This window comes from Variovorax boronicumulans NBRC 103145 (assembly GCF_001591345.1).
Taxonomy (GTDB): domain Bacteria; phylum Pseudomonadota; class Gammaproteobacteria; order Burkholderiales; family Burkholderiaceae_C; genus Variovorax; species Variovorax boronicumulans.
Genome location: NZ_BCUS01000019.1, coordinates 1 through 25,668, shown reverse-complemented (window position 1 = coordinate 25,668; position 25,668 = coordinate 1). Strand labels below are relative to the sequence as shown.

Annotated in this window: 22 protein-coding genes; 9 read left to right on the top strand and 13 right to left on the bottom strand. The window is 70.2% G+C overall.

What is annotated here, in order from left to right:
• Positions 1-6: 6 nt before the first annotated feature.
• Positions 7-894 carry a LysR family transcriptional regulator gene (locus VBO01S_RS08055; RefSeq protein ID WP_062472856.1) on the bottom strand — a complete coding sequence of 296 codons (888 nt, stop codon included), beginning with the start codon at positions 892-894 and terminating at the stop codon, positions 7-9.
• A gap of 131 nt (positions 895-1,025) precedes the next feature.
• On the opposite strand from VBO01S_RS08055, the gene VBO01S_RS08050 reads away from it, so the two are divergent.
• Both VBO01S_RS08050 and VBO01S_RS08045 read left to right on the top strand, forming a co-directional pair.
• The gene (locus VBO01S_RS08050; RefSeq protein ID WP_062472854.1) at positions 1,026-2,024 is read left to right on the top strand and encodes a tripartite tricarboxylate transporter substrate binding protein; all 999 of its coding nucleotides are present in this window, start codon (positions 1,026-1,028) and stop codon (positions 2,022-2,024) included.
• Positions 2,021-3,208 carry a M20 aminoacylase family protein gene (locus VBO01S_RS08045; protein WP_062472852.1) on the top strand — a complete coding sequence of 396 codons (1,188 nt, stop codon included), beginning with the start codon at positions 2,021-2,023 and terminating at the stop codon, positions 3,206-3,208. The genes VBO01S_RS08050 and VBO01S_RS08045 overlap by 4 nt, the downstream gene beginning before the upstream one ends.
• Before the next feature lie 4 nt (positions 3,209-3,212).
• Here the strand turns inward: VBO01S_RS08045 and VBO01S_RS08040 are convergent, their stop codons facing one another.
• Positions 3,213-4,097, bottom strand: a complete 885-nt coding sequence (locus VBO01S_RS08040) for an AraC family transcriptional regulator (RefSeq protein ID WP_062472850.1) — start codon at positions 4,095-4,097, stop codon at positions 3,213-3,215.
• A 95-nt stretch (positions 4,098-4,192) separates the two neighbouring features.
• On the opposite strand from VBO01S_RS08040, the gene VBO01S_RS08035 reads away from it, so the two are divergent.
• The 4 genes from VBO01S_RS08035 to VBO01S_RS08020 are packed head-to-tail and all read left to right on the top strand — an operon-like array spanning position 4,193 to position 6,713.
• Positions 4,193-4,741, top strand: coding sequence for a carboxymuconolactone decarboxylase family protein (locus VBO01S_RS08035; RefSeq protein ID WP_062472848.1), 549 nt, complete (start codon positions 4,193-4,195; stop codon positions 4,739-4,741).
• A gap of 31 nt (positions 4,742-4,772) precedes the next feature.
• Entirely contained in the window at positions 4,773-5,294 is a 522-nt protein-coding gene (locus VBO01S_RS08030) for a peroxiredoxin family protein (RefSeq protein WP_062472846.1), read from the top strand.
• Positions 5,295-5,316: 22 nt separating this feature from the next.
• Positions 5,317-6,009: a glutamine amidotransferase gene (locus VBO01S_RS08025; protein WP_062472844.1), complete on the top strand. Its 693-nt coding sequence runs from the start codon at positions 5,317-5,319 to the stop codon at positions 6,007-6,009.
• Positions 6,006-6,713, top strand: coding sequence for an MOSC domain-containing protein (locus tag VBO01S_RS08020; RefSeq protein ID WP_062472842.1), 708 nt, complete (start codon positions 6,006-6,008; stop codon positions 6,711-6,713). The genes VBO01S_RS08025 and VBO01S_RS08020 overlap by 4 nt, the downstream gene beginning before the upstream one ends.
• Before the next feature lie 7 nt (positions 6,714-6,720).
• On the opposite strand, the gene VBO01S_RS08015 is transcribed toward VBO01S_RS08020, so the two are convergent.
• Positions 6,721-8,082, bottom strand: coding sequence for a homoserine dehydrogenase (locus tag VBO01S_RS08015; RefSeq protein ID WP_062472840.1), 1,362 nt, complete (start codon positions 8,080-8,082; stop codon positions 6,721-6,723).
• A 319-nt stretch (positions 8,083-8,401) separates the two neighbouring features.
• On the opposite strand from VBO01S_RS08015, the gene VBO01S_RS08010 reads away from it, so the two are divergent.
• From VBO01S_RS08010 to VBO01S_RS08000, 3 genes are read left to right on the top strand one after another with little or no spacing between them, the layout of a single operon-like run.
• Positions 8,402-11,095 (top strand): bifunctional acetate--CoA ligase family protein/GNAT family N-acetyltransferase, encoded by a 2,694-nt coding sequence (locus VBO01S_RS08010; RefSeq protein WP_062472839.1) that lies wholly within the window; start codon positions 8,402-8,404, stop codon positions 11,093-11,095.
• 60 nt (positions 11,096-11,155) lie between these two features.
• A complete protein-coding gene (locus tag VBO01S_RS08005) occupies positions 11,156-12,169 on the top strand; it encodes an Lnb N-terminal periplasmic domain-containing protein (RefSeq protein WP_062472837.1) in 1,014 nt (337 codons plus the stop codon).
• Entirely contained in the window at positions 12,166-14,064 is a 1,899-nt protein-coding gene (locus tag VBO01S_RS08000) for an esterase/lipase family protein (protein ID WP_062472835.1), read from the top strand. Before VBO01S_RS08005 ends, VBO01S_RS08000 begins: the two co-directional genes overlap by 4 nt.
• Positions 14,065-14,071: 7 nt before the next feature.
• On the opposite strand, the gene VBO01S_RS07995 is transcribed toward VBO01S_RS08000, so the two are convergent.
• From VBO01S_RS07995 to VBO01S_RS07950, 10 genes are all read right to left on the bottom strand, one after another.
• The gene (locus tag VBO01S_RS07995) at positions 14,072-15,832 is read right to left on the bottom strand and encodes a dipeptide ABC transporter ATP-binding protein (RefSeq protein ID WP_062472833.1); all 1,761 of its coding nucleotides are present in this window, start codon (positions 15,830-15,832) and stop codon (positions 14,072-14,074) included.
• Complete coding sequence (locus VBO01S_RS07990; RefSeq protein WP_062472831.1) at positions 15,829-16,770, bottom strand: ABC transporter permease; 942 nt, start codon at positions 16,768-16,770, stop codon at positions 15,829-15,831. Before VBO01S_RS07990 ends, VBO01S_RS07995 begins: the two co-directional genes overlap by 4 nt.
• A 20-nt stretch (positions 16,771-16,790) precedes the next feature.
• Positions 16,791-17,756, bottom strand: coding sequence for an ABC transporter permease (locus VBO01S_RS07985; RefSeq protein ID WP_062472829.1), 966 nt, complete (start codon positions 17,754-17,756; stop codon positions 16,791-16,793).
• A 9-nt stretch (positions 17,757-17,765) separates the two neighbouring features.
• Positions 17,766-19,355 carry an ABC transporter substrate-binding protein gene (locus VBO01S_RS07980; protein ID WP_062472827.1) on the bottom strand — a complete coding sequence of 530 codons (1,590 nt, stop codon included), beginning with the start codon at positions 19,353-19,355 and terminating at the stop codon, positions 17,766-17,768.
• Positions 19,356-19,519: 164 nt separating this feature from the next.
• The gene (locus tag VBO01S_RS07975) at positions 19,520-20,731 is read right to left on the bottom strand and encodes a YeeE/YedE family protein (RefSeq protein ID WP_062472825.1); all 1,212 of its coding nucleotides are present in this window, start codon (positions 20,729-20,731) and stop codon (positions 19,520-19,522) included.
• A 126-nt stretch (positions 20,732-20,857) separates the two neighbouring features.
• Positions 20,858-21,808, bottom strand: a complete 951-nt coding sequence (locus tag VBO01S_RS07970) for a sulfurtransferase (protein WP_062472823.1) — start codon at positions 21,806-21,808, stop codon at positions 20,858-20,860.
• A 119-nt stretch (positions 21,809-21,927) separates the two neighbouring features.
• Positions 21,928-22,971 carry an LLM class flavin-dependent oxidoreductase gene (locus VBO01S_RS07965; RefSeq protein ID WP_062472821.1) on the bottom strand — a complete coding sequence of 348 codons (1,044 nt, stop codon included), beginning with the start codon at positions 22,969-22,971 and terminating at the stop codon, positions 21,928-21,930.
• A 19-nt stretch (positions 22,972-22,990) separates the two neighbouring features.
• On the bottom strand, positions 22,991-23,917 hold the full coding sequence (locus VBO01S_RS07960) for an ABC transporter substrate-binding protein (protein ID WP_062472820.1): 927 nt from the start codon (positions 23,915-23,917) through the stop codon (positions 22,991-22,993).
• A gap of 12 nt (positions 23,918-23,929) precedes the next feature.
• Positions 23,930-24,853, bottom strand: coding sequence for an ABC transporter substrate-binding protein (locus VBO01S_RS07955; RefSeq protein WP_062472818.1), 924 nt, complete (start codon positions 24,851-24,853; stop codon positions 23,930-23,932).
• Positions 24,854-24,893: 40 nt separating this feature from the next.
• The coding region (locus VBO01S_RS07950) for an amino acid ABC transporter ATP-binding protein (RefSeq protein WP_062472816.1) at positions 24,894-25,668 on the bottom strand (775 nt) is incomplete at its 5' end.

Genomic DNA, 25,668 nt, shown 5'->3' with positions numbered 1-25,668 from the left:
GGCGCCCTACGACCCTGCCATCCGCTCCTTCATCAACCGGCGAAGAATCGCCAGCGCCGGCGCCTCGGTGCGCTGGCGCAAGGTCACCAGCCCGAAGCGCGCCGTGCCGCGCATCGGCGGCTCCATCCGCAATTCGACCAGGTCGGGTGCCGACTCGTGCACCGCGAGCAGCACCGTGTCGCTCTGGCGCACCACGTCGGCGATGCTGGGCAGCTCCTCGCACTGCAGGGTCACGCAGTTGGCTGGATGCGCCTGCGGGCCGTAGGTTTCGACCAACCCGCGCGCCACCTCGTCGCTCAGCGGCGTCGAGGCGATCGGGTAGCGCTGCACCGCCTCGAAACTCACGCCCTTGCGCAGCCGCGTGAGCGGATGGCCGCGGCGGCACAGGAAGGCGCCGCGCAGCTCGTACACGTGGGTCAGCACCAGGTCGGGCGCGGGCTTGAGCGCGCGCGCATCGACCACCAGCGCGTCCAGGCTGCGCTCGCGCAGCGCCTGCGCCAGCAGGTCGGTGCTGCCGCGCGCGATCACGGTGCGCACGGCCGGATGGTGCGTTGCCATGTGCAGCAAGAAGGGCGTCATCAGCAGCGCGCCCGGCCCCGAGCCCAGCCCGATGCGCACCGTGCCGCCCTCGCCTTCGCGCATCTGCCGGCCACGGTCGCGCAGCGCCTCGGCCTCCGACACCAAGAGCCGCGCGCGCTCCAGCACCTCACGCCCGAAGACCGTGAGCTCGTTGCGCCGGCCGATGCGGTCGAACAGCGGCATGCCCAGCTCGTCCTCGAGCGCACGCACGCTGCGGCTGAGCGCGGGCTGCGTCAGGTGCAGCGCCTGCGCCGACTGGCTGAACGAGCCCGTGTGGGCCAGCGAAATCAGGTGCCTCAGTTGAACCAGCGTCATGGCGAAAACCTCGTTTTCATGAATGCATTGGACTCATGCTAATGCAGCCAACAATGCATTGGACGTTGCGTCGGGCCGCTCCTAGCATTCCCCTGCATCCGGCCCCACGAGCCGGCACCACCCCAGGAGACATGACTTTGACGACGACTTCGCTCTTCCGATCCGCGCTGCTGCTCGGCTGCGGGCTGATGCTGGCGGCCGCGGGCCCTGCCCGTGCCGACGGTTTTCCCGCCAAGCCCGTGAACCTGATGGTTCCCTACCCGGCCGGCGGCCCCTCGGACGCCACCGCGCGCATCTTCACCGTGCCGCTGGGCAAGGCGCTGGGCCAGCAGGTGGTCGTGGAGAACCTGGGTGGCGTGAGCGGCGCCATGGCCGCGCAGAAGGTGCTGGCCGCGCCGGCCGACGGCTACTACCTCTTCCAGGGTTCGCCCAACGAGATCATTCTTGCGCCGCTGGCCAATGCGGCCGTGAAGCTCAAGGCCGAAGACTTCCGCATGGTGCATCCGGTGGCCGAGGCCGTGATGGTCTTCGTCGCCCGCAAGGACCTGCCGGCCAACAGCGTCGACGAGCTCATTGCGCTGGCGCGCAAGTCGCCCGACAAGCCGCTGTCGTACGGCAGCGTGGGCATCGGCTCGCTGTACCACCTGATCCTCGAGAAGGTGCAGCTGGACACCGGCGTGAAGCTCATGCACGCGCCTTACAAGGGCAACGCGCCGCTGCTGCAGGACATCGGCGGCGGCCAGGTCGACTTTGCCGTGCTGGTCTACAGCGCCGCCATGGGCGCGCTGGCCGACCAGGGCCGGCTGAAGATCCTCGGCCAGCTCGGCGGGCAGCGCTCGGAGCTGCTGAAGAACGTGCCCACCGCCAGCGAAGGCAAGGAGCTGAAGAACGTCAACTACAAGACCTGGAGCGGCTTCTTCGTGCGCAAGAACACGCCCGAAGACGTGGTGCAGAAGCTGCACCAGGCCGTCGGCGCGGCGCTGAAGGAAACGAGCGTGCGCGAGCAGCTCGCCGCCCAGACGCAGCTGGCCTCGCCGCAGACGACGCTGGCCGAATCGGCGAAGTTCTACGAAGCCGAGACCGCGCGCTACCGCGACATCGCCAAGTCCATCCGACTGGAACCCCAATGAGCACCACCGCCCTCCTGAACGACCTGCACGCCAGCGCCGACACCTTCATCGGCATCCGCCGCGACATCCACCAGCACCCCGAACTCGGCTTCGACGAGCACCGCACCTCGGCGCTGGTGGCCGAGAAGCTCCAGGCCTGGGGCTACACCGTCGAGCGCCATGTGGGCGGCACCGGCGTGGTGGGCCGGCTGGTGCGCGGCAGCGGCACGCGCCGCCTCGGCCTGCGCGCCGACATGGACGCCCTGCCCATCGACGAAGCCACGGGCCTGGCCTACGCCAGCGAACACACGGGCGTGATGCACGCCTGCGGCCACGACGGCCACACGGCGATGCTGCTGGCGGCGGCGCAGCACCTGGCCGAACGCGGGCGCTTCGACGGCACGCTGAACCTGATCTTCCAGCCCGCCGAGGAAGGCGGCGGCGGCGCGGTGCGCATGATCGACGACGGCCTGTTCGAGCGCTACCCCTGCGACGCGATCTTCGCGATGCACAACATGCCCGGCATGGCGCAGGGCCGGCTGGCGATGCGCGAAGGCCCGGCCATGGCCTCGTCCGACTACGCCACCATCACCCTCACCGGCGTGGGCGGCCACGGCGCCATGCCGCACCGCGCGGCCGACCCCATCGTGGCCGCGGCCAGCATCGTGATGGCGCTGCAGAGCGTGGTCTCGCGCAACATCGACCCGCTGCAGATGGCGGTGGTCACGGTGGGCGCCATCCACGCGGGCAAGGCCAACAACGTGATCCCGCAAGGCGCCGTGCTCGAGGTGAGCGTGCGCGCCCTCGACCGCGAGGTGCGCAAGAAGATCGAAACCCGCATCAAGGCACTGGTGGCCGCGCAGGCCGAGAGCTTCGGCGTGCAGGCGCAGATCGACTGGCGGCCCGGTTACGCGGTGCTGGTCAACACGCCTGAAGAAACCGCCTTCGCGCGCACCGTGGCCGAAGAACTCGTGGGCCCCGCGCAGGTCACCTGGCAGACGCCGCCGCTGCCGGGCAGCGAAGACTTCGCCTTCATGCTGGAGCGCGTGCCCGGCTGCTACCTGCTCATCGGCAATGGCGACGGCGACGCGCATGGCGCCTGCATGGTCCACAACCCGGGCTACGACTTCAACGACAGCAACGTTGCCGTGGGCGGCGCCTACTGGGTGCTGCTGACCGAGCGCTTCCTGCGCGCGGAGGGTTGAGCGCTCAAGCCGACTGCCGCGCGAGCCATTCGCGCGGCGACACGCCCACCTTCTGCGCGAACAGACGCGACAGCGCCGAAGCGTTGGCGTAGCCGAGGCTGTCGGCAATCGTCTTGACCGACGCGCCCGTGCGCAGCTCGGCCTGCGCGATCGTCAGGCGCCACTGCGCCAGGTAGTCGGCGGGCGTCGCGCCCACCACCGACTTGAAGCGCGCCGCGAACGCGCTGCGCGACATGCCGGCCTCGGTGGCCATCTGTTCGAGCGGCCACGGCTCGCCCGGGCGCTCGTGCAGCACGACCAGCACGCGCGCCAGCTGCGGATCGCCCAGGCCCGTCAGCAGGCCGGCGGGCACGCCGCTCTCCTGCGGATGGTCGAGCAGCCAGCGCAGCAGCTGGATCAGCACCACCTCGAACAGCCGGTCGGCCAGCAGCCGATGTCCGCACAGCGCGCGCCCGGTTTCCGCGAACAGCAGCGCCAGCGAAGCTTCGAGGCCGTCGACCGCATGCAGCGGCAGTTGCACCAGCGGCGGCAAGGCGCGCACCAGCGGATGCGCCTCGCCGCCGTCGAAGTCGACCGTGGCGCAGACGAAATCCGAGCCTTCGGTGGGCGCGTTATGGAAGTCGTGCGCCAGCGGACGCGGGTAGAACAGCAGGCTGGGCTCCTTCACGACCAGCTTGCGCGGCACGCCGGCCGCGCGCACCGACGGCGCCGAATGCGTGACCACCATCTCGCCGCGCCGCATCACATGCAGGAAGCTGCGCCCCTCTTTCGCCGCGAAGTGCGTCACGCCGCACAGCGGCCCCGTGTGGAACAGGTGCGCCCGGACGCGGAAGCGTTCGAGCAGGGACGAGAGCCTGTCGATGGGCGGCGGTGGCGGAGCGCTCGGCATTGGACGAAAAGGTATGTTGAATGGATGAAAGCGTTCAAATCATACGGATTTCCGGAAGACACTGCCTCCATCGTCATCACCGAAAGGAAGTCTTCATGCCCCGCGTCAACCTCGTCACCGACACCGCCGCCACCGGCGACGCCCAGTCCTTGCTCGCCGACATCCACGGTGCCTTCGGCGCCACGCCCAACATGTTCCGCGCCGTCGCCAACTCGCCCGCAGCGCTGCGCAGCCTGTGGGGATCGTTCGGCGCGCTCGGCGGCGGCGTCATTCCGGCGCAGCTCGGCGAGCAGATCGCCGTGGCCGTCGCCGACCGCAACGCCTGCCACTACTGCCTCGCGGCGCACACCGCACTGGGTCGCAAGGCGGGCGTGTCGGCGGCCGACATGACCGCCGCGCAGGCCGGCGAATCGGCCGACCCGCGCACGGCGGCGGCGCTGCGCTTTGCGCTCAAGCTCGTCGATGCACGCGGCCAGGTCAACGACGCCGACGTGCAGGCCCTGCGCGCCGTGGGCTTCGATGACCGGCACATCGTCGAGATCCTGGCTCACGTCGCGCTGAACCTGTTCACCAACTACGTGAACGTGGCGTTCCAGGTGCCGGTGGATTTCCCGCAGGTGAAGCTGCGCACCGAGGCGGCCTGACATGGCCTAGCCGCGCCCCGAGGCGCCCGAGCTGCAGGTCGCCCGCTGGCTCAACACCGACACGCCCGTCACGCTCGCGTCGCTGCGCGGCCGGGTCGTGGTGCTGCACGCGTTCCAGATGCTGTGCCCGGCCTGCGTGTCGCACGGCCTGCCGCAGGCGAAGAAGACGCGGCAGCTCTTCGCTGCGAAAGACGTGGCGGTGATCGGCCTGCACTCGGTGTTCGAGCACCACGACGTCATGACGCCCGCTGCGCTCGACGCCTTCGTGCGCGAGTACCGCCTGGGCTTTCCCATCGGCATCGACCAGCCCTCGCCCACCGGCGGCATCCCCGCCACGATGCGCGACTACCAGTGGCAGGGCACGCCGAGCACGGTGCTGGTCGACCGGCAGGGGCGCCTGCGCATGAGCCACTTCGGCCTGCTCGACGACATGGCGCTGGGCGCCGCCATCGGGCAGCTCGCGGCCGAAGAGGCGCCCGCGCACCTCATTGCACAACCGGCAGACGATGCATCGCCAGACGGCCCGTGCGACGACACCGCCTGCCGCGCCTGAACGAAGAAAGGACACTCGCCGCATGCCATGCATCGCCCTGCAACACCTCGCCTTCGAAGACCTCGGGCGCTTCGCGAACGTGCTCACCCAGGCCGGCCACGCCATCGACTACCGGCAGGCGGGCCCGTCCGCGCTCAGCGACGACGAGTGGCGCCACGCCGACCTCGTCGTGGTGCTCGGCGGCCCCATCGGGGCCTACGACACGGCGACCTACCCCTGGCTCGCCGAAGCGATCGCCGGCCTGCGCGAACGGCTGGCGCTGCAGCGCCCCACGCTGGGCCTGTGCCTGGGGGCGCAGCTCATGGCCCGTGCGCTCGGCGCGCGCGTGTACCCGTCGGGGCACACGGAGATCGGCTGGGCGCCGGTCGACCTGAGCGCGGCGGGCCAGGCCTCGTGCCTCGCGACGCTGGACGGCGAACCTGTGCTGCACTGGCACGGCGACACCTTCGACCTGCCGCCCGGCGCCGAACTGCTCGCCAGCACCGCGCGCACGCCGCACCTGGCTTTCAGCCACGGCCGCCATGCGCTGGCGCTGCAGTTCCACCCCGAGGCCGACCCCGCGCGCATCGAACCCTGGCTCATCGGGCACCACCACGAACTGGCCGCGTCCGGCGTCGACATTCCCGCGCTGCGCGCCCGCAGCGCCGAGCTGGCCAACAAGCGCTCCGATGCTGCAACGCGCATGCTGGCGGCATGGCTGGATCAGCTCGCATGACGCCCTCCGTCCTGCCCATCGACGCGCTGTTGGTCGGCCTCGTGGCCCTTCTGCCCGACGGCCGCACACGCAGCGGCATCCGCAAGACGTCTACGGCCGATGCGCTGTGGCTGTCGCCCACCGGCCTGCAGGGCGACGCGCAGGCCGACCTGCGCATCCACGGCGGTGTCGAGAAGGCCGTGCACCACTACCCGCGCGAGCACTACGCCGGCTGGGCGGCGGGCGGTCACTGCACCGAACAGCTGGCGCACGCGGGCGCCTTCGGCGAGAACATCTCGACCACGGGCTGGGACGAATCGACCGTGTGCATCGGCGACGTCGTGCAGCTCGGCGATGCGCGGGTGCAGGTGTCGCAGGGCCGCCAGCCCTGCTGGAAGCTCGACGCGCACTTCGGCCGGCCCGGCATGGCGCGCGAGATGCAGGCGCGCGGCTGCACGGGCTGGTACTACCGCGTGCTCGAACCCGGCTGGGTGCGGGCCGGCGCGATGGCCACGCGCGTGGAACGCCCGCACCCGGACTGGCCGCTGTCGCGCCTCATCGCGCTGCTGTTCTCGCGCGACGCGCGCTTCGCCCCCGAATGGGAACAGGCCGCCGCCCTGCCCGCCTTGGCCGAGCGCTGGCGTGCCACGTTTCGCAAGCGCGTGGATGCGAGGCGCGTCGAAGACTGGGAGCCGCGGCTGCGCGCACCCGCGTCCGACCCCTGAGCGCCCTTCAGTCGTCGAGCGTTTCGACGCGCAGTGCGATCACCGGGCCAGCCACGACCGGGCTCGTCTGCAACGCGTGCAAGGCGAGATCGACCGCGCTTTGCAACGCCGACTCGGTGATCACCAGCACCTGCGGCGCCGCCTCCGCCGGCCCGTTCGCCAGCACCAGTTGCCGCACCGGCAGCCGCTGCGCGGCCAGCAGCTCGGCCACGGCCGCGATGTCGGTCGTCGCCTGCACCGGCACGCGCAGGTAGTGCGCGCTGCGTACGGCCGCGCGCGGCAGCACCGGCAGTTCGCGCACCGCATGCGCATGAAAGCCCGTGTGCGGCACGCGCTGGCCGGCGTGGGTGCCGTCCAGGCGCGCCACGTCGACCAGGTCGGCGATCACGGCCGAGGCGGTCTGCTCCGAGCCGGCACCCGCGCCGTAGTACATCGTGACGCCCGCCGCGTCGGCCTTGACCATGATGCCGTTCATCGAGCCGTTCACCTGCGCGAGCAGGTGCGTCGCGGGCACCAGCGCGGGCTGCACGCGCAGCTCCACCCCTTCTTCACGTCGGCGCGCCACGCCCAGCAGCTTGACGCGAAAGCCCAGCTGTTCGGCGCAGGCCACGTCCAGGCGCTGCAGCGCGGTGATGCCCTCGACCTGCGCATCGGCAAAGCGCACCGGCATGCCGAAGGCATTGGCGGCCAGCAGCGCGGTCTTGTGGGCGGCGTCGACGCCCTCGATGTCGAAGGCCGGGTCGGCCTCGGCATAGCCCAGCGCCTGGGCCTGCGCGAGCGCGTCGCCGAAGTCCAGGCCTTCGTCGCGCATCTTGCTCAGGATGAAGTTGGTGGTGCCGTTGACGATGCCCGCCACCCATTCGATGCGGTTGGCCGTGAGGCCCTCGCGCAGCGCTTTCACGATGGGGATGCTCACCGCCACCGCGCCTTCGTACATCACGGCCACGCCATGCGCGCTGGCGGCGGCGAAGATCTCGGGGCCGTGCACGGCCAGCAGCGCCTTGTTGGCCGTGACCACGTGCTTGCCGTGGGCGATGGCCGCCAGCACCCAGTCGCGCGCCGGGCCGGTGCCGCCGGCCACTTCGACCACCACGTCGACATCGGGGTCGGTGGCCACCTGCATCGGATCGGCCGTGAGCGCCACGCCCTCGCCCACGATGCCCTGGGCCCGCGCGAGGTTGCGCGCCGCCACCACCGTCACTTCGATGCCGCGCCCGGCGCGGGCGGCGATGAGGTCCTGGTTGCGGGCCAGCACGCGGAAGGTGCCCGCGCCCACGGTGCCGATGCCGATCATGCCGACGCGCAGGGGGCGAATGGCCGCAGGATGGCTGGGCTGGGGCAGGAAGGACGAGACGGGATCGCGGTACATGGGCTTCTCCAAACAACGAACGAACAGGACAAAAACAAAAAAACCCAGCTGCCAGCTGGGTTTCGTTCATTCGGGAGAAGAGACACCAGGTGGCTGCCGGAGCGGCCACCCTGCGCGTGCTCAGGGGGCCGCGGCGGTCATGGTGGTAATCATTCGTGCATTCACTGCGTCGCTTGTTCGCACGCAGGCGGCGAACGGCATCGTGCGGCCGACAACGGCGGCGCTGGATGCTGCAACGGGGGAAAGTGAAAGGCACGACATGAGCCGGCGAGTGTACACGCGGTGCTTGCGGCACGCCCCGATCCGGGCAAACTAGGGCATGGACAAGCATTTCCTGACCCCCCTGTTCGCCCCGGCGTCGATCGTGGCCTTCGTCGGCCAGCCCAGCGATCCGGGGGGCCAGACCGCCCTGGGCCGCACGCTGCGCGAAGCCTTCCGGGCCGACCGCTTCGACGGCACGCTGCGCTTTCTGGACGTGCGCACCCAGGGCACGCTCGAAGAGCTGGCGCAGACGCATGCCGACCTGGCGCTGATCGCGCTGGCGCCGCACGACGTGGCGGCTGCCCTCGAGATTGCGGGGCGCATCGGCTGCAAGGCCGCGGTGGTCATCTCCACCGGCATCGCCGCCGAGCAGGCCGCGCAGTGGCGCAAGATCGCGCGCCGCGAAGGCGTGCACCTGCTGGGCCCGAATTCGCTGGGCTTCCAGCGCCCGCCGCTGCACCTGAACGCCAGCGTGGCCGGCCCGCTCGCGCGCACCGGGCCGCTGGCACTGGTGTCGCAGTCGGGTGCGCTCACGGCCTCGATGCTCGACTGGGCGCGGCAGAACGGCGTGGGCTTTTCCAGCGTGGTGTCGCTCGGCCCGCACACCTCGGTCGACATTCCGCAGGTGCTCGACTTCCTGGCCAACGATTCGAGCACGCACAGCATCATCGTGTACCTCGAAGGCATTGCCGATGCGCGCCGCTTCATGAGCGCGCTGCGCTCGGCCTCGCACGCCAAGCCGGTGGTGGTGCTCAAGGCGGGCCGCAAGCCGGCCGGCAACGAGGCCGCGCAGACGCACAGCGCCGCCATCGTGGGCAGCGACGACGTGTTCGACGCCGCCTTGCGCCGCGCGGGCGCGGTGCGGGTGCGCTCCTTCGTCGAGCTGTTCTCGGCCGCCAAGTGCCTGGCCTCGCGCTACCGGCCGGTGGGCAAGCGGCTGGCGGTGGTCACCAACGGCGGCGGCCCCGGCGTGCTCGCGGCCGACTGGATCAACGAGATCGGGCTCGACCTGGGCCGCCTCTCGGCCCCCGCACAGCGCTCGCTGCAGCCCTCGCTGCCGGCGTTGGCTTCGCTCACCGACCTCATCGACCTGTCGGAAGACGCCACGCCCGCGCACTTTCGCGCCGCCATCGACACGGCCTCGGCCGACAGCCAGATCGACGGCGTGCTCGCCATCTTCTCGCCCAAGGCCGGCGTCGACGCAGCCGCCACGGCGCGCGCGCTGGCCGACATTCCGCGCCCCATGCCCAAGCCGCTCTTGTCGTGCTGGATGGGCGATGCCTCGGTGGGCAATGCGCGGGCCGTGCTGGCCGAGGCCACCATTCCGAGCTTTCGCACGCCCGAGGCGGCCGTCGGTGCCTTCGGCAACATCGCGGCCTTCTACCAGAACCAGCAGCTGCTGCAGCAGACGCCGCCGCCGCTGTCGGCACTGGCCAAGCCCGACATCGACGGCGCGCGCCTGCTCATCGAGAGCGTGCTGGCCGAGCGGCGCAAGGTGCTGACCGAGATGGAATCGAAGTCGCTGCTGTCGTGCTTCCACATCCCGATCACGCGCACCCTGCTTGCGCGCAGCGCCAACGAGGCCATGATGATCGCCACGCAGCTGGGCTTTCCGGTGGCACTGAAAATCGACTCGCCCGACATCTCGCACAAGTCCGACGTCGAGGGCGTGGCGCTGAACGTGATGAACGGCACCAGCGCGCGCGACACCTACCTGGAGATGATGGAGCGCGTGGCGCGCCTGGCACCCGATGCCCGCATCAACGGCGTGACCGTGCAGAAGATGGTGCGCGCGCGGCGCGGGCGCGAGATCTACGTGGGCCTGGTCACCGACCAGCCCTTCGGCCCGGTGATCGTCTTCGGCGCGGGCGGCACCATGATCGAGCTCATGAACGACCGCGCGATGGAGCTGCCGCCGCTGAACCAGTTCCTGGCGCGCCACCTCATCGAGCGCTCGCGCGTGGCCGAGACGCTGGGCGAATGGCGCGGCGCCAACGCCGTGAACATGGAAGCCATCGAGGACGTGCTGCTGCGCGTGTCCGAAATGGTGTGCGAGCTTCCCGAGCTGCGCGAGATGGACATCAACCCCATCATCGTGGACGAGCACGGCGCGGTGTCGGTCGATGCGCGCATCGTGGTCGACAGCAGCACGCAGGCCGTGGCGGGCCCGGTGGGCAACGGCTACCAGCACCTGGCCATCATGCCGTACCCCGCGCGCTACCGGCGCGAATGGCCGCTGCCCGGTGGCGGCGCGTACGTCGTGCGGCCGGTGCATCCGAACGACGCGCAGATGCTGCAGGCGCTGGTGCAGGGGCTGTCGCCCGAGAGCCGGTGGTTCCGCTTCGTCTCGCGCTTCCACGAACTGCCGCCGTCGATGCTGTCGCGCTTCACGCTCATCGACTACGACCGCGAGATGGCGCTGGTCGCCACCGTGATGGAGCGCAGCACCGCGCCCGACGGCAGCATCCTCGAGAGCGAGCGCATCGTGGGCGTGTCGCGCTACATCACCAACCCCGACCAGACCAGCTGCGAGTTCTCGCTCGTGGTGGCCGACGAGTTCAGCGGCAAGGGCATCGGCTCGCGCCTGATGGAAAGCATCATCGACGTGGCGCGCGACCGCGGCCTTTCCGAGATGGACGGGCTGGTGCTGGCCGGCAACCCCGACATGCTCAAGCTGGTGCGGCGGCTGGGCTTCTCGGTGAAGTCCTTCCCCGAGGACCCGGACTTCAAGCTCGTGACCTACCCGCTGTAGCCCGACGGCGGCGGCTGCAACTCGACGAGAATCGGCCGCCCTCCACCTCCGCGTTTCTTCATGCTCCGAATCCTCCTGCGCTCCCTCGGCCGTCTGCTGGTGAGCTTCGCCGTGTTGCTGTCGGCCGCCTGGGCCTGCGCGGCCCTCTGGTATCAGCTGCCCGCGACGCTGCCGGTCAAGGTCGGCGCGATGGTGCTGTGGGGCCTCTTCGGCCTGGCGGCGATCGTGCTGCTGTGGCGCGGCAAGGCCGGCCGCTCGCTGCTGGCCTACGCCATCGGCTTCGTCGTGCTGCTCGAGTGGTGGGGCACCATCGCGCCCTCCCAGCATCGCGAATGGGCCGACGACGTGGCGCGCTACCTGACGCCGCGCGTCGAGGGCAGCGTGGTCACGATGGAGAACGTGCGCAACTTCGACTGGCGCAGCGACACCGACTACACCGTGCGCTGGGACACGCGCCGCTACGACCTGGACCGCCTGCGCTCGGTCGACGTGTCGCTGTCGTACTGGACCGGCCCGGCCATCGCCCACACGCTGGTGTCCTTCGGCTTCGACGACGGAAAGTACGTCACCTTTTCCATCGAAATCCGCAAGGAGCGCGGCGAGAGCTTCTCGTCCGTGGGCGGTTTCTTCAAGCAGTTCGAGAACAGCCTCGTGGCCGCCGACGAGCACGACATCCTGCGCGTGCGCACCAACGTGCGCGGCGAAGACGTCTACATGTACCGCGTGCACCTGCCGCAGGCCGAGATGCGTTCGCTGTTCCTGGGCTACGTCGGCGAGGCCAACGCCTTGGCGCGCGCGCCGAGCTTCTACAACACGCTCACCGCCAACTGCACGACCATCGTCTACAGCCTCGCCAGGCACGTCGTGCCCGGCCTGCCGATGGACTACCGCCTGCTGGCCTCGGGCTACCTGCCCGAGTACCTGCACGACGTGGGCGGCCTGACGCCCGGCCTGAGCATGGACGCGCTGCGCGCCGGCGGCCGCATCACCGACCGGGCCATTGCCACCGACCAGCAGCCCGGCGTGAACTTCTCGCAGGCGATCCGCAACGGCCTGCCGGGCGTTGCGCCATGAGGCGCATCGGCTTCTCCGCGCTGCTGCTGGCGCTGTCGCTGCTCACCGGCTGCGCCGGCGTCACGGTCGGCACCATCTCGCCGGCCGACTACCTGGCGCAGCGGCGCGGCGACGTGCTCACCACGGGCCAGCTCAGCAGCTCGGCGCAGGAGGTGCTTCGCGTCATCGGCTCCGATGCCGACCAGTGCCGCAAGGACGGCCGCGCCTGCCGCCAGAACCTCGCCACCTCCGCCGGCCTGAACGACGAGCAACGCATGTCGGCGCTGTCCGAGGTGTGGCTGCAGCTCGCGCTGGCGGGCGGCGACGGCGGCTCGGCCGCGCAGCCCATGGCGCCCGAGGCCATCGAGGCCTGGCTGGAAACCGCGCGCCACGCCTACGCCTACCTGTTCCATACGGCGCGCAAGCCGCGCGACCGCGCCTTCGAAGACCGCCAGACGCAGGTGCGCGACTACTACAACTACGCGGTGCAGCGCGCCATCACCGGCCTGTTCAGCCGCTACCGCAAGAGCGACATGCCGGTGGCCGCCATTCCGCAGGTGAGCGGCTGGCGCATCGACGCCGACCTGTCGGCACTGCAGCTCGCACCCGACGCGCCCCCGCCCAAAGAGCTGATTCCCGCCGCCTCGCTGACCTTCTCGGGCCTGCGCAACATCTACCGCCGCGACGGCTTCGGCGCCGAGCTGGTCGCTGCGGGCGACGACCGTCCGACCGCGGCACAGGCCGACGAAGACGCCCCGCCCTTCAGCGAAACGCCCTTCCCCGCCCTCACCGCGCTGCTGCAGTTCGACGGCGCCACCCTGCAGGACGTGCTGGCCACGCGCACGCTGCGCATCGCCGTGTTCGACCCCTACCGCACCAGCACGATCAAGCTGGCCGGCGAGGAGATTCCGCTGGCCGCCAACTTCACCTCGGGCTACGGCCTGTGGCTGGCCCGCTCCGACTTCGCGCTGCAGGCGCTGCGCAGCCTGTTCGGCGGCGCCGAGGGCCTGACCCGGCCGCACATCTACCTGATGCAGCCCTACGACCCGAAGCGCCGCACCATCGTCATGCTGCATGGCCTGGCCAGCAGCCCCGAGGCCTGGATCAACGTGGCGAACGAAGTGCTGGGCGACGAGACGCTGCGCCGCCGCTACCAGATCTGGCAGGTGTACTACCCCACGAATGCGCCGCTGCCGCTGAACAACCTGGCCATCCGCGAAGCCATCACGCAGACCTTGGCGCACTTCGATCCGCAGGGCCGCGCCGAGGCCTCGCGCAACGTCACGCTCATCGGCCACAGCATGGGCGGCGTGCTCTCGCGCCTCTTGGTGTCGTCGTCGGGCGACGTGCTGTGGGACGCGCTGCGCGAGAGCTACCCGATGCCCGCCGCGCAGCGCCGCCGCATCGAGGAAGGGCTGGGGCCCTACCTGCGCTTCGAGCCGCTGCCCCAGGTCAGCGACGCCATCTTCATCGCGTCGCCGCACCGCGGCACCTCGTTCGCCAACAAGCGCATCTCGCGCTGGGTGGCCAATCTCATCACGCTGCCGGTGGCCATGCTGGGCCAGCTCAACGACATCTCGCGCGAGCTGATGCGCGTGGCGCCCAGCTCGCAGGACATGGGCCCGCTGCGCATTCCCAACAGCATCGACAACCTCAGCGACCGCGATGCGTTCGTGCGCCTGTCGTCCGGGTTGCCGCTGAGTCCGAAGGTGCGCTACCACTCGATCATCGGCAACGACACGCCGGGCCTGCCGCTGGCCGAGTCGAGCGACGGCATCGTGCCCTACACCAGCGCGCACCTCGACGGCGCGGTGTCGGAGCTGGTGATCCCGTCGGCGCACAGCGTGCAGGAGCACCCGCTGGCGATCCTGGAAATCCGGCGCATCCTGCGCGAGCAGCTGCAGCGCGTGCCCTGAGGGCACTTCATGTCGTGGCGAGCACGGCAGCGGCCGGTGCGTGCCGCATGTCCGGCACCGCCGCCATCAACGCCCGCGTGTACGCGTGCTTCGGCGCATCGAGCACTTCGGCCGCACTGCCCTGCTCCACCAGCCGCCCGCGCTGCATCACGCCCACGTCGTCGCACATGTGGCGGATCACCGCGAGGTTGTGGCTGATCAGCAGGTAGGTCAGGCCGAACTCGTCCTGCAGGTCGCGCATGAGGTTCAGCACCTGGGCCTGCACCGACACGTCGAGCGACGAGGTCGGTTCGTCGCAGACGATGAACTCGGGCTGGCTGGCCAGGGCCCGCGCGATGGCGATGCGCTGGCGCTGGCCGCCCGAGAACTGGTGCGGGTAGCGCCGCCCGTCGTCGGGCGACATGCGCACGCGGCGCAGCGCCTGGGCCACGCGCTCGGCGGTTTCGTCGGCGCTGGCGGCCAGGCCCAGCACTTCGACCGGCTCGGCGATGAGCCGGTCCACGCGCCAGCGCGGGTTGAGGCTGGCATGCGGGTCCTGGAAGATCATCTGGAAGCGCCGCCGCAGCGCGGCCGTCTGCGCGGCGTCGCCCCAGCGGTCGATGCCGTCGAAATGCACGCTGCCGGCCGTGGGCCGCGTGAGGCCGGCGATCATGCGCGCCACGGTCGACTTGCCCGAGCCTGACTCGCCGACCAGCCCGAAGGTGCGGCCGCGCGCGATGTCGAAGCTCACGCCGTCGACCGCGTGCAGCACCTTCTTCGGCTGGCGCGCGAGCGTGCGCACGAGCCAGCCGGCCGAAAGATCGAACGCGCGCGACAGGCCCTGCACGCGGATCAGCGGCGGGCTGTCGGCCGGCGGCGCCACGGTCTCGGCCTGCGCGGGCGGCAACGCGGCGGCCACGCTGATGTCCGCGCCGATCTCCGGCACCGGCAGCCGATGCAGCCTGTCATGCACCGAAGGAATGGCGGCCATCAACGCCCGCGTGTACGGCTCGCGCGGGCGGTCGAGCACCTGGCGCACCGGACCGGTCTCCAGCACGCGGCCCTGGTACATCACCATCACGCGGTCGGCCGCCTCGGCGATCACGCCCATGTCGTGCGTGATGAGCATCGCGGCCGTGCCGCGCTCGCGGCAGACGCGCCGGAACACGCGGATCACCTGCGCCTGCACCGACACGTCGAGCGCGGTGGTGGGCTCGTCGGCAATCAGCAGCTGCGGCTCGGCGCACAGCGCGAGCGCAATCGCCACGCGCTGGCGCATGCCGCCCGAGAACTGGTGCGGGTACTGGTCGATGCGGCTTTCGGGGTCGGGAATCTCCACGTCGGCCAGCAGCGCCAGCGCGCGCCGGCGCGCCTCGGGCTCGCTCACGGGCAGGTGCGTGCGGATGGTTTCGATGAGGTGCCGGCCGATCGGGTAGACCGGGTTCAGGCTGGTCAGCGGGTCCTGGAACACGCTGCCGATGCGGCGCCCGCGCACGCGGCGCATGTCCTCGCCGCGCAGCGTGTCGATGCGTTCGCCGTGCAGCTCGACCGTGCCGCCCGCGATACGCCCCGGCGGCGGCACCAGCCCGATGACGGCCGCGCCGACCATCGACTTGCCCGCGCCCGACTCGCCGACCACGCCCAGGATTTCTCCCGGCGCGATCTCGAAGGAGACGCCATCGAGCACCTGCACCGTGCCCCGGTGCGTGTCGAAGGCCACGTCGAGCCCGCGCACGCGCAGCACGGGCGTTTCGCCGCGGGGCGATGGCGATGGGTCGCGCGCGCTCATTGCAGCCTCGGGTTCAAGGCGTCGCGCAGCCAGTCGCCCGTCAGGTTGACCGACAGCGCCAGCGCCAGCAGCACCAGCGCCGGAAACAGCAGGATCCACCACTCGCCCGAGAACAGGAAGCCCTGTCCGATGCGGATCAACGTGCCCAGCGACGGCTGCGTGGGCGGCAGCCCCACGCCCAGGTACGACAGCGTCGACTCCGCCACGATGGCCAGCGCGAAGCTGATGGTGGCAATCACCAGCACCGGCGCCAGCAGGTTCGGCAGGATGTGCCGCACCAGGATGCCGGTGCGCGAACGGCCGATGATCTGCGCGGCGGCCACGTAGTCCTTGTGCTTCTCGAGCATCACGGCGCCGCGCACCGTGCGCGCGTACTGCACCCATTCCGACAGCCCGATGGCCGCCACGATCACGTACACCGCCATGTCGTCGCGGTAGCCCTCGGGCAGCAGGCCGCGCGCAATGCCGAAGATCAAGAGCGCCACCAGCAGCACCGGAAAGGTCAACTGCACGTCGGCCACGCGCATCACCAGCGTGTCGAACCAGCCGCCCGCATAACCGGCGGCCAGCCCGAGCGGCACGCCGATGGCCAGCGACAACCCCACCGCGCTCACGCCCACCAGCAGCGACATGCGCAGCCCGTAGAGGATGGCCGAGAACACGTCGCGCCCCTGGTCGTCGGCGCCCAATGGGTAGAACGCACCCGAGGCGCCTTGCTGCCCCGGCGGCGTGAAGGCGTCGATCAGATCGAGCACGGCTGGGTCGAAGGGGTCCTGCCGTGCGATCCACGGCGCGAACAGCGAGGCCAGCGCGACCAGCAACAGCACGAAGGCGGCCAGCTGCACGGTGCGCGAGCGTGCGAAGGCGCGCAGCACGGGCGACTCGGCGTTGCGCCAGCGGCGCGGCGCGGGGGCGCCCGTCGGGGAAGGAAACGTCATTCGGAAAAACAAGAAAGGAGTCAGGCGCGTCGCAGGCGCGGATCGACCAGCACATACAGCAGGTCGACGATGAAGTTGATCGCCACGTACAGCAGCGCGATCAGCAGCAGGTAGGCCGCCACCACCGGCACGTCCACCCCCTGGATCGACGTGATGAACAGCAGGCCCACGCCCGGCCACTGGAACACCGTCTCGGTGACGATGGCAAAGGCCACCAGCGAGCCGATCTGCAGTCCGGTGATGGTGATGACCGGGATCAGCGTGTTGCGCAGCGCATGGCCGTAGTTCAGGTCGCGCTCGCGCAGCCCGCGCGCGCGGCCGAAGCGGATGTAGTCGGCGCGCAGCACCTCCAGCATCTCGGCGCGCACCAGCCGCATGATCAGCGTCATCTTGTACAGGCCCAACGTCAACGCGGGCATCAGCAGCGAGGCCCAACCCGAGGCCGTGAGCAGCCCGGTGCTCCAGCCGCCCAGCTGCACCGTGTCGCCGCGTCCGAACGAGGGCAGCCAGCGCAGCTCGACCGCGAACAGGTAGATGAGCCCGATGCCGATCAGGAAGGTGGGCAGCGACACGCCGACCAGCGACACCGCCATGACCGCGCGGCTGGCCACGCTGTCGCGCCGGATCGCGGTGTACACGCCCAGCGCCACGCCGCCCGCCACCGCCAGCACGGCCGCCACCAGCGCCAGTTCGAGCGTGGCCGGCAGGCGCTCGGCGATGAGCTCGACCACCGGCCGCTTGAGCCGGTACGACACGCCCAGGTCGCCCTGCAGGGCATGGCCCACGTAGCGCAGGTACTGCACCAGCACCGGGCGGTCGAAACCCAGCTCGGCCGTCAGCGCGGCGCGCTCTTCCAGCGTGGCGTCCTCGCCGAGCAGGCTGATGGTCGGGTCGCCGATGTGACGGAACACCAGGAAGGACACGAACGACACCGCCAGCAGCACCAGCACAGACTGGCCGAGCCGGCGCAAGAGATGAACCCACATGGCGTGTGCTCAGGGCTTCGCCACCTTCACGTTCTTGAAGAACACGCTGCCGTCGGGGCTGACGGGAATGTCCAGCTTCGGGGTCGAGGCGAAGTTGAGCACCTGGTCGTGCAGCGCGATGTAGATGCGCTCCTTCTGCACCGTCTGCCAGATAGCTTTGATGGTGGCGTCGCGCTTGGCCTTGTCGCTCTCGGCCGCGAGCGATGCGATCTGCGCGTCGACCTCGGCGTTGCTGTAGCCGGTGGCGTTGGTCGGGCCGCGGCCGTCCTTGCCGCGCGTGTGCACCAGGTAATCGAAGATGTAGGCCGAGTCGTAGGTCGGCACGCCCCAGCCGAACAGGTAGAAGTCGGTGTCGGCCGAGTTGATGGCCGTGCTGTGCAGCGCAATCGGGCGCGCCGCCACCGTGGTCTTGATGCCGATGCGCCCGAGGAAGCCCGACACCGCCGTGCTGATGGCCTCGTCGTTCACGTAGCGGTCGTTCGGCGTGTGCAGCGTGATCGCAAAGCCGTTCGGGTAGCCGGCCTCGGCCAGCAGCTTCTTCGCCTGCGCGGCATTGGCCTTCGGGTAGGCTGCAAAGCCCTTCTCGTAGCCGTGCACGAAAGGCGGCGCGATGATGCCCGAGGGGTTCGACAGCCCGCGCATCACCGCCGCCTTGATCGCGTCGCGGTCGATGGCCAGGCCGATGGCCTCGCGCACCTTCGGGTCAGCCAGCGGGTTCCTGCCCTTCACGTCGGCGTACTTGAGTTCCTTCGCGCCCACGTTCAGGCCCAGGAAGATCGAGCGGTTCTCGGGCCCTTCGGTCACGCGCAGGCGTTTGTCGGCCTTGAGCCGGCCCACGTCCTGCGCCGGCAGGTCCTGCACGAAATCGACCTCGCCCGACAGCAGCGCGGCCACGCGCGTGGCGGGCGACTTGATCGGCACGTAGACCAGCTCGGTCACGTCCAGCGGAAACTGGCCGCGGCCCCAGTACTGCGGAAACTGCTTGAGCACCGTGCGCGCATCGACCTCGCGCGAGGCCAGCACGTACGGGCCGGTGCCGTTCTCGTTGCGGGTGGCGAAGTTCTCGGTCTTGCTGGCCACGTCCTGCGACTGCTCGGCCTTGTTCGCCTTGGCCCAGGCCTCGTTGAGGATGAAGAGGTTCGTGAGGTTGTTCGGGAAGATCAGGTTCGGCCCTTTGGTCTTGACCTGCACGGTGAGCGCATCGACCTTCTTCACCTCGGCCACCGACGACAGCAGCGACTTGAGCGCCGAGCTCGGCGCCTGTGCGCGCTGCAGCGAGAACACCACGTCGTCGGCCGTGAGCAGCGCGCCGTCATGGAACTTGACGCCGGGGCGCAGCTTGAACTCCCACACCGTCGGGTCGGCCGTGAGCTTCCACGAGGTGGCGAGCGCGGGCTGCAGCTTGCTGTCGGCGCCGCGCAGGATCAGCGGTTCGTAGATCTGGTGCAGCAACCCGAAGTTGGTGCCGGTGTTGACCGCATGCGGATCGAGCGTGGCAGGGTCGGCGCTGCGTGCCCAGCGCACGGTTTCGGCGGCGGCAACAGGCGCCTGCAGCAGGCCGGCGGCCAGCAGGGCCGCGGTCAGGAGTGGTCGGAGCATGGAATCCCTCGGGTGTTCTTTGGAAGAGAAGACAGGCGGACGACCGCGCGGGGCGGCGTTGTCCTGTGCCTGTGCGTGAGGGACTGTGCCCTGCCCCGCGTCGTCCCGAAAGAAGGACTCCGCATATGGAAATGCGGTGCCTGCCGCGCGGCGATGAATGGCGGTCACGCCCTCACAGCAAGACGCTTCAATCGCAGCCCGCCCCACACCGCCAGCAGCACGCTCGCACCGAACACCCAGCCCGACAGCGCGCCGGCCATCGTGCCCGACAGCAGGTTGCCGACCGTGCAGCCCAGCCCGGTCATCGCGCCCCACCCCAGCAGCAGACCCCCGCCGAGGCCACGCACCACCTGCCCTCCGGTCGGCCACGCGGGCCTGAACTGCCCGCTCGCCAGCGCCGCGGCCAGTGCACCCGCCACGAGGCCGCCGACCAGCAACGCGTTGGGCGTCTGCCAGAGGCTTTCGACCACCGCCGTGACGCAGCCGCCGAAGCCGTCGAGCCCGTCCAGGCGCTGAGGCAGCAGGCTGTGCGCGTTGCCGAAGTCACGCGCGGCGCTGCCCAACGCGGCGGTGACGCCGAGGGGACGCAGCCGCAGCACCACGATCACGGCGATGGCGCCGACCGCGAGGCCGCCCCAGGCATACGGCCAGCGCCCGTGCAGCAGGCGGCGCGCGGCGTCGATGAAGCGGCGCGGCGTGGGCGACGGTGCCTCGCCCGCCGGCAGCTTTCGCCAGAGCCAGGCACTCAGCGCCGCGAGCAGGGCCAGTTGCAGCGCCGCCGAGCCCGCATAGCCCAGGTGATGCGGCAACCACACCACGGGCGCGGTGGCGATGGTGGCGCTGTAGAGCCAGTTCCAGCTGCTGAACCCCAACAGGAATCCCGCGCCGGCACCGAGCAGTGCAAAGGGTGCGGTCGGCGAACCTTCGCCCAGCCGGTACCAGTGCGCGCTGATGCACGAGCCCGACACCACCATGCCCGCGCCGAAGGCCAGCCCCGCGAGCACCAGCGCGCCGCTGACCGGCCCGATGTGCGCATCGGGCGGCAGCCGGCCCGGCTGCGGCACCGGCAGCCAGCCGGTCATGACGACGTGCATGCCCACGGTGCCGACCGCCAGCGCGGCCACGATGGCCAGCAGGCCGCGTGCATCGCCGCCTTCGAAGTAGTCGCGCGCATGGCAGTAGAAGCAGAAACGCGAGCGCTGCAGCACCACGCCGAGCACCGCGCCCAGCCCGAGCGCGAAAGCCAGCGCGCGGCCACCGCTGCGCTCGCCGAGCAGATGAACACCGGCGGCGATCAGCAACGACACGACGACTGCAGCGGCCAGGCCCGTGCGAGAAAGCGGCGCGGGCGGCGCATGGATTGACGAAGCGGACATGCCCCGGTTCCTCTTTTTTGGGTCAAAAAAAAGCGAGCCCGAGGGCTCGCCCAATGTCGCTCATCAGAGAGGCCGCGAGGTCCCTCCAACGCCGACTCACCTCGAACTCATCTCACCTCAACTCATTCATTTGGACGCCCACACCGTGCCGGCCGGGTTGTTGACCGGCACGCCGACGGCGTTGCCGTACTCGGTCCACGAGCCGTCGTAGTTGCGCACGTTCTTGTAGCCCAGGATCTTGTGCAGCGCGAACCAGGTGTGGCTCGAGCGCTCGCCGATGCGGCAGTAGGTGATGGCCGGCTTGCTGCCGTCGATGCCCACGGCCGCGTAGATCGCCTTCAACTCGGCGGCCGACTTGAAGGTGCCGTCTTCGTTCACCGCGCGGCCCCAGGGCACGTTGGCCGCGCCGGGCACGTGGCCCGCGCGCACCGCCAGCTCGGCGGCGCCGGCCGGCGCGAAGATCTTGCCGCTGTACTCGTCGGCCGAGCGGATGTCGACCAGCTTCGCATCGGAGCGGCCCTCGGCCACGGCCAGCACGTCGGCCAGCCGCGCGCGCAGTTGCGGGTTGGGCTGCGTCACCTTGAAGCGCGTGGCGACATGCTCGGGCGCGCGGTTGTCGAGCACGCGGTTCTCGGCCTCCCACTTCTTGCGCCCGCCGTCGAGCAGCTTCACGTTCTGCACGCCGTACTGGTCGAACACCCAGGCACCCCAGGCCGCGAACCAGTTGTTGGTGTCGCCGTAGAGGATGACGGTGGTGTCCTTGTCGACGCCGGCCGCCGACAGCAGCTTCTCGAATTCCGCCTGGCTCACGATGTCGCGGCGCACGCGGTCGTTGAGGTCGTTGTGCCACGAGAAGTTCACCGCGCCCGGGATGTGGCCGCGCTCGTACAGGCCCGGGTTCACGCTGACCTCGATCACGCGCAGCTTCGGGTTGCGCAGGTTCTTCTCGAGCCAGTCGGTGGAGACCAGCGGACCGCTGCCGTCGGCCGAGGCCTGCGCGAAGGCCGACGGTGCGGTGGCCAGGAAGGTCAGCGTGGCGAGGGACGCGGCGCGCCACCATCTGCTGAAGATCGACATGCGGGACTCCTTGTGTTGAATGGAAGACATCAGAAACAGATCAGAGCGAACTCTAGGCAGGCAGCACGCGATCACCAACGAAGCGTTTGCGATAAGCGCATGCGCAAAGCGTCTGAGGCTCAGGCGAGTGCGAGCGCTTCGTGTGGCAGCTCGGCGCGCACGCGCCAGCCCAGTTCGGGCGCGATGCGCACCGCCAGGTCGTCCAGGATCTGCTCGTAGGCCTCGCTGTCGAAGTTGTAGGGCAGCTCCACGCGCAGCTCGCTCACCAGCGGCAGCACCGGGTCGCGGTGCAGGTGCTCGAGGATCTCGTCGGCGCTGCCCACGAGGTCGCCGGCGAACAGCGTGCGGCGTTCGCCCTGCGGCGACAGCGTGCGCTCGACGCGGCCCGCGGCGAACGCGCGGTAGCGGCGTCGCGTGGCCGCATCGGCGCCGTCGAGCGGCACGATCACGCGGCCCAGCGCGATCCGTCCGCGTCGCGCGCCCGGCACTTCGCTGGCGCGGTAGCGTTCGACCAGGCCGGTCTGCGCCTCGAGGAAGTCGTCGGTGGTCTCGCCCGTGAGCACATTGCCCAGCAGCAAGTGAAAGCCGTTGCGCCCCGCCCATTCGGCCGAGCGCAGCGACCCGCCGCCGTACCAGAGCCGCCCCACCAGCCCGGGCGCATAAGGCTGCACACGCGGACGCACGCGCCCGCCGGCGGATTCGACCACCGTGTCTTCATCGCCCAGCAGCACGTCTTCGAGGTTGGCGCGCAGCCGCGCCACGCGCTTGTGCGTGAAGTCGACCGTGGCCGGCGGTGCGTCCTGGAAGCGACCGCCCAGCAAGGCGCCGTGCGGCGGCGCACCCGCGCTCAGGCCCACTTGCAGGCGCCCGCGCGAGAGCACGTCGACGGTGGCCAGGTCTTCGGCGAGCCGGAACGGGTTTTCGTAGCCCATCTGGATCACGGCCGCGCCGAGTTCGATGCGGCGCGTGCGCTGCGTGGCGGCAGCCAGGAAGGTCGGTGCCGACGACACGGCGCGCTCCAGGTGGCGCTGGCGCACCCAGGCGCTGTCGAAGCCGCGCCGCTCGCCGAATTCGAACAGCCGCAGCGCGGCCTCGAGGCCCGCGTGCGGGTCGGCCTCGTCGTAATTGCCGGGCGTGAGAAAACCGATGTGTTGGATGGTCATGGTCGTGTCGCTCGCAGGGTCAGAACTTCGGCAACCCCGGCGGGTTGACCTCCGATTTCGGCAGCGCCTCTTCCGCGAGGCGCCAGCGCGCGAGTGCCTTGGCGTAGGTGCCGTTGCGGATCAGGTTGTTGGCCGCGGTGCTCAGCGCCACCGCCAGGCCACTGCCCTTGCGCGTGGCCACGGCCACGTCCGACTTCAGCGGCCAGCCCGCGTTCACGGTGCCGGCCAGCCGCAGCTGCCCGTTCTTCGCGGCCTCGTAGGCCTGCGGTGCGTTGGGGTTGAAGTTGGCATCGACGCGCTTCGTCGTCACCGCCAGCCAGCGCGTCACATCGTCGTCGTAGTACTGGATCGACACCGGCTTCAGGCCCGCGGCCACGTTCTGCCGGTCCCATTCGAGCAGGATGCGCTCCTGGTTGGTACCCGCGCCGGTGGTGAGCTTCAGGCCCGCCACGTCCTTCGGCTCCTTGATCGACTGGATGGCGCTGTCGGTGCGCACGTAGAAGCCGTGCAGGCCGAGCCGGTAGGTCGAGAAGTCGAACTTCTCCTTGCGCTGCTCGGTCACGCCCACGTTGGAGATCACGGCGTCGTACTTGCCCGAGCTCAGGCCCAGCGGCCAGTCGGCCCAGGCGACGGGCCGCAGCTCCAGCTTCAGGCCCAGCGCTTCGGCGATGAGATGGGCAAAGTCGGGGTCGAAGCCCACCACCGTCTTCGCGTCGGTGGCATAGGTGGAGATCGGCGGCGCGAACGGCGCGATGGCGATGGTGAGCACGCCCTCTTTCACGAACTTGAAGCTCGGTGGAATGGCGTTGACGGCCTCGGCGTCCTTGCCGGTGTGCAGGCGGCCCTTCTGCTCGGGGCTGAAGTCGAAGGCGTCGGCGGCGTGCGCCGGCGCGAACGCCATCAGCCCGAGGGCGGCCAGCGCCCCCAGTGTCTTCTTGAGCGACATGGTCCCCTCCCCTCAGTTCTTCGGCAGGCCGGGCGGGTTGGTGCGCGCCACCTCGATGGCCTCGGACGCCAGGTTCCATCGCGACAGCGCCTTGCCGTAGTTGCCGTTTTTGATCTGCGTGTTCAGCGCGAGCGTCACGGCCTCGGCAATGCCCGAGCCCTTGCGCGAGGTGACGGCGATCTCGGCGTTGAGCGGCCAGCCGCCCGACACCAGGCCCGCGAGCCGGGTCTTGCCGTCGCGCGCCTCGTAGGCCGCGATGGCATTGGGGCCCACGTACGCATCGGCGCGGCCCGACTGGATGGCCAGGCGCTGCACCACATCGTCGTCGTAGTACTGGATCTCGATGGGCTTGAGGCCGGCGGCAATGTTCTGCTTGTTCCAGCGCAGCAGGATCTGCTCCTGGTTGGTGCTGGCCGTCACGATGAGCTTCAGGCCCGCGATGTCCTTCGGCTCCTTGATGGCGCCGAGCTTGCTGTCCGACTTCACGTAGATGCCCAGCTGGTCGTTGCGGTAGGTCGAGAAGTCGAACTTCTCCTTGCGCTCCTCGGTGACGGTCACGTTGGACACCACCACGTCGAACTTGCCCGACTGCAGGCCCAGCGGCCAGTCGGCCCAGGCGGTGGACACCAGCTCCAGCTTGCGCCCCAGGCTGTCGGCCACGAGCTGCGCGATGTCGGGCGCGTTGCCCACGGGTGTCTTGGTGTCGGTGGCGTAGGCCGCGAACGGCAGCCGGCCGGTGGTGGTGCCCACGACGAGCACGCCTTCCTTGAGGAACTTGAAGTCCTTCGCGAGCCGCACGGCCTCGTCGATCTTCTGCGCGCGCGGGCGACCGGGTTGCTCGGGGCTCAGGTCGGGCGCCGGGGCGGTCTGGGCCGTCGCGGCGATCGGCAGCAAGGCCGCCAGGAGAACGGACAGGAGAAGGCGTCGATGGGTCATGAAAGCGGTCGGTTGAAAAAGGAGAAAAGGGAAAGAAAACTCAGAGCACCTTGGCCAGGAATTCGGCCGTGCGCGGGTGCCTCGGCGCGTTGAACACCTGCTCGGGCGTGCCGGTTTCGAGGATGCGGCCCTGCTCCATGAAGACCACGGTGTCGGCCACCTCGCGGGCAAAGCCGATCTCGTGCGTCACGATGAGCAGCGTGGTGCCGGAGCTCGCGAGCTCCTCGATCACCGCGAGCACCTCGCCCACCAGTTCGGGGTCGAGCGCCGAGGTGGGCTCGTCGAACAGCAGCACCTTGGGCTTGAGCGCCAGCGCCCGCGCGATCGCCACGCGCTGCTGCTGGCCGCCCGAGAGCTGGCGCGGGTAGGCGTCCTTGCGGTCGGCCAGGCCGACGCGGGCCAGCAGGTCGGTGGCCAGCGCCTCGGCCTCGGCGCGCGGCAGGCCGCGCACCGACTGCGGCGCCTCGACGATGTTCTCCAGCACCGTGAGGTGCGGGAACAGGTTGAAGTTCTGGAACACCATGCCCACGTCGACGCGGCGCGTGAGGATGTCTTTCTCGTGCAGCTCGTACAGCGTGTCGGCATCGCGCCGGTAGCCGATGAGTTCGCCGTCGATGGCAATGAAGCCGTCGTCCACGCGCTCCAGGTGGTTGATGGTGCGCAGCAGCGTCGACTTGCCCGAGCCCGAGGGGCCGAGGATCACGGTGACGCTGCCGCGCGGCGCGGTGAAGGTCACGTCGTCGAGCACCTGCAGCGCGCCGAAGCGCTTGGACACGCCGTGGATCGTCACCTCGCCGCCCGGGGCGCGCGAGCCG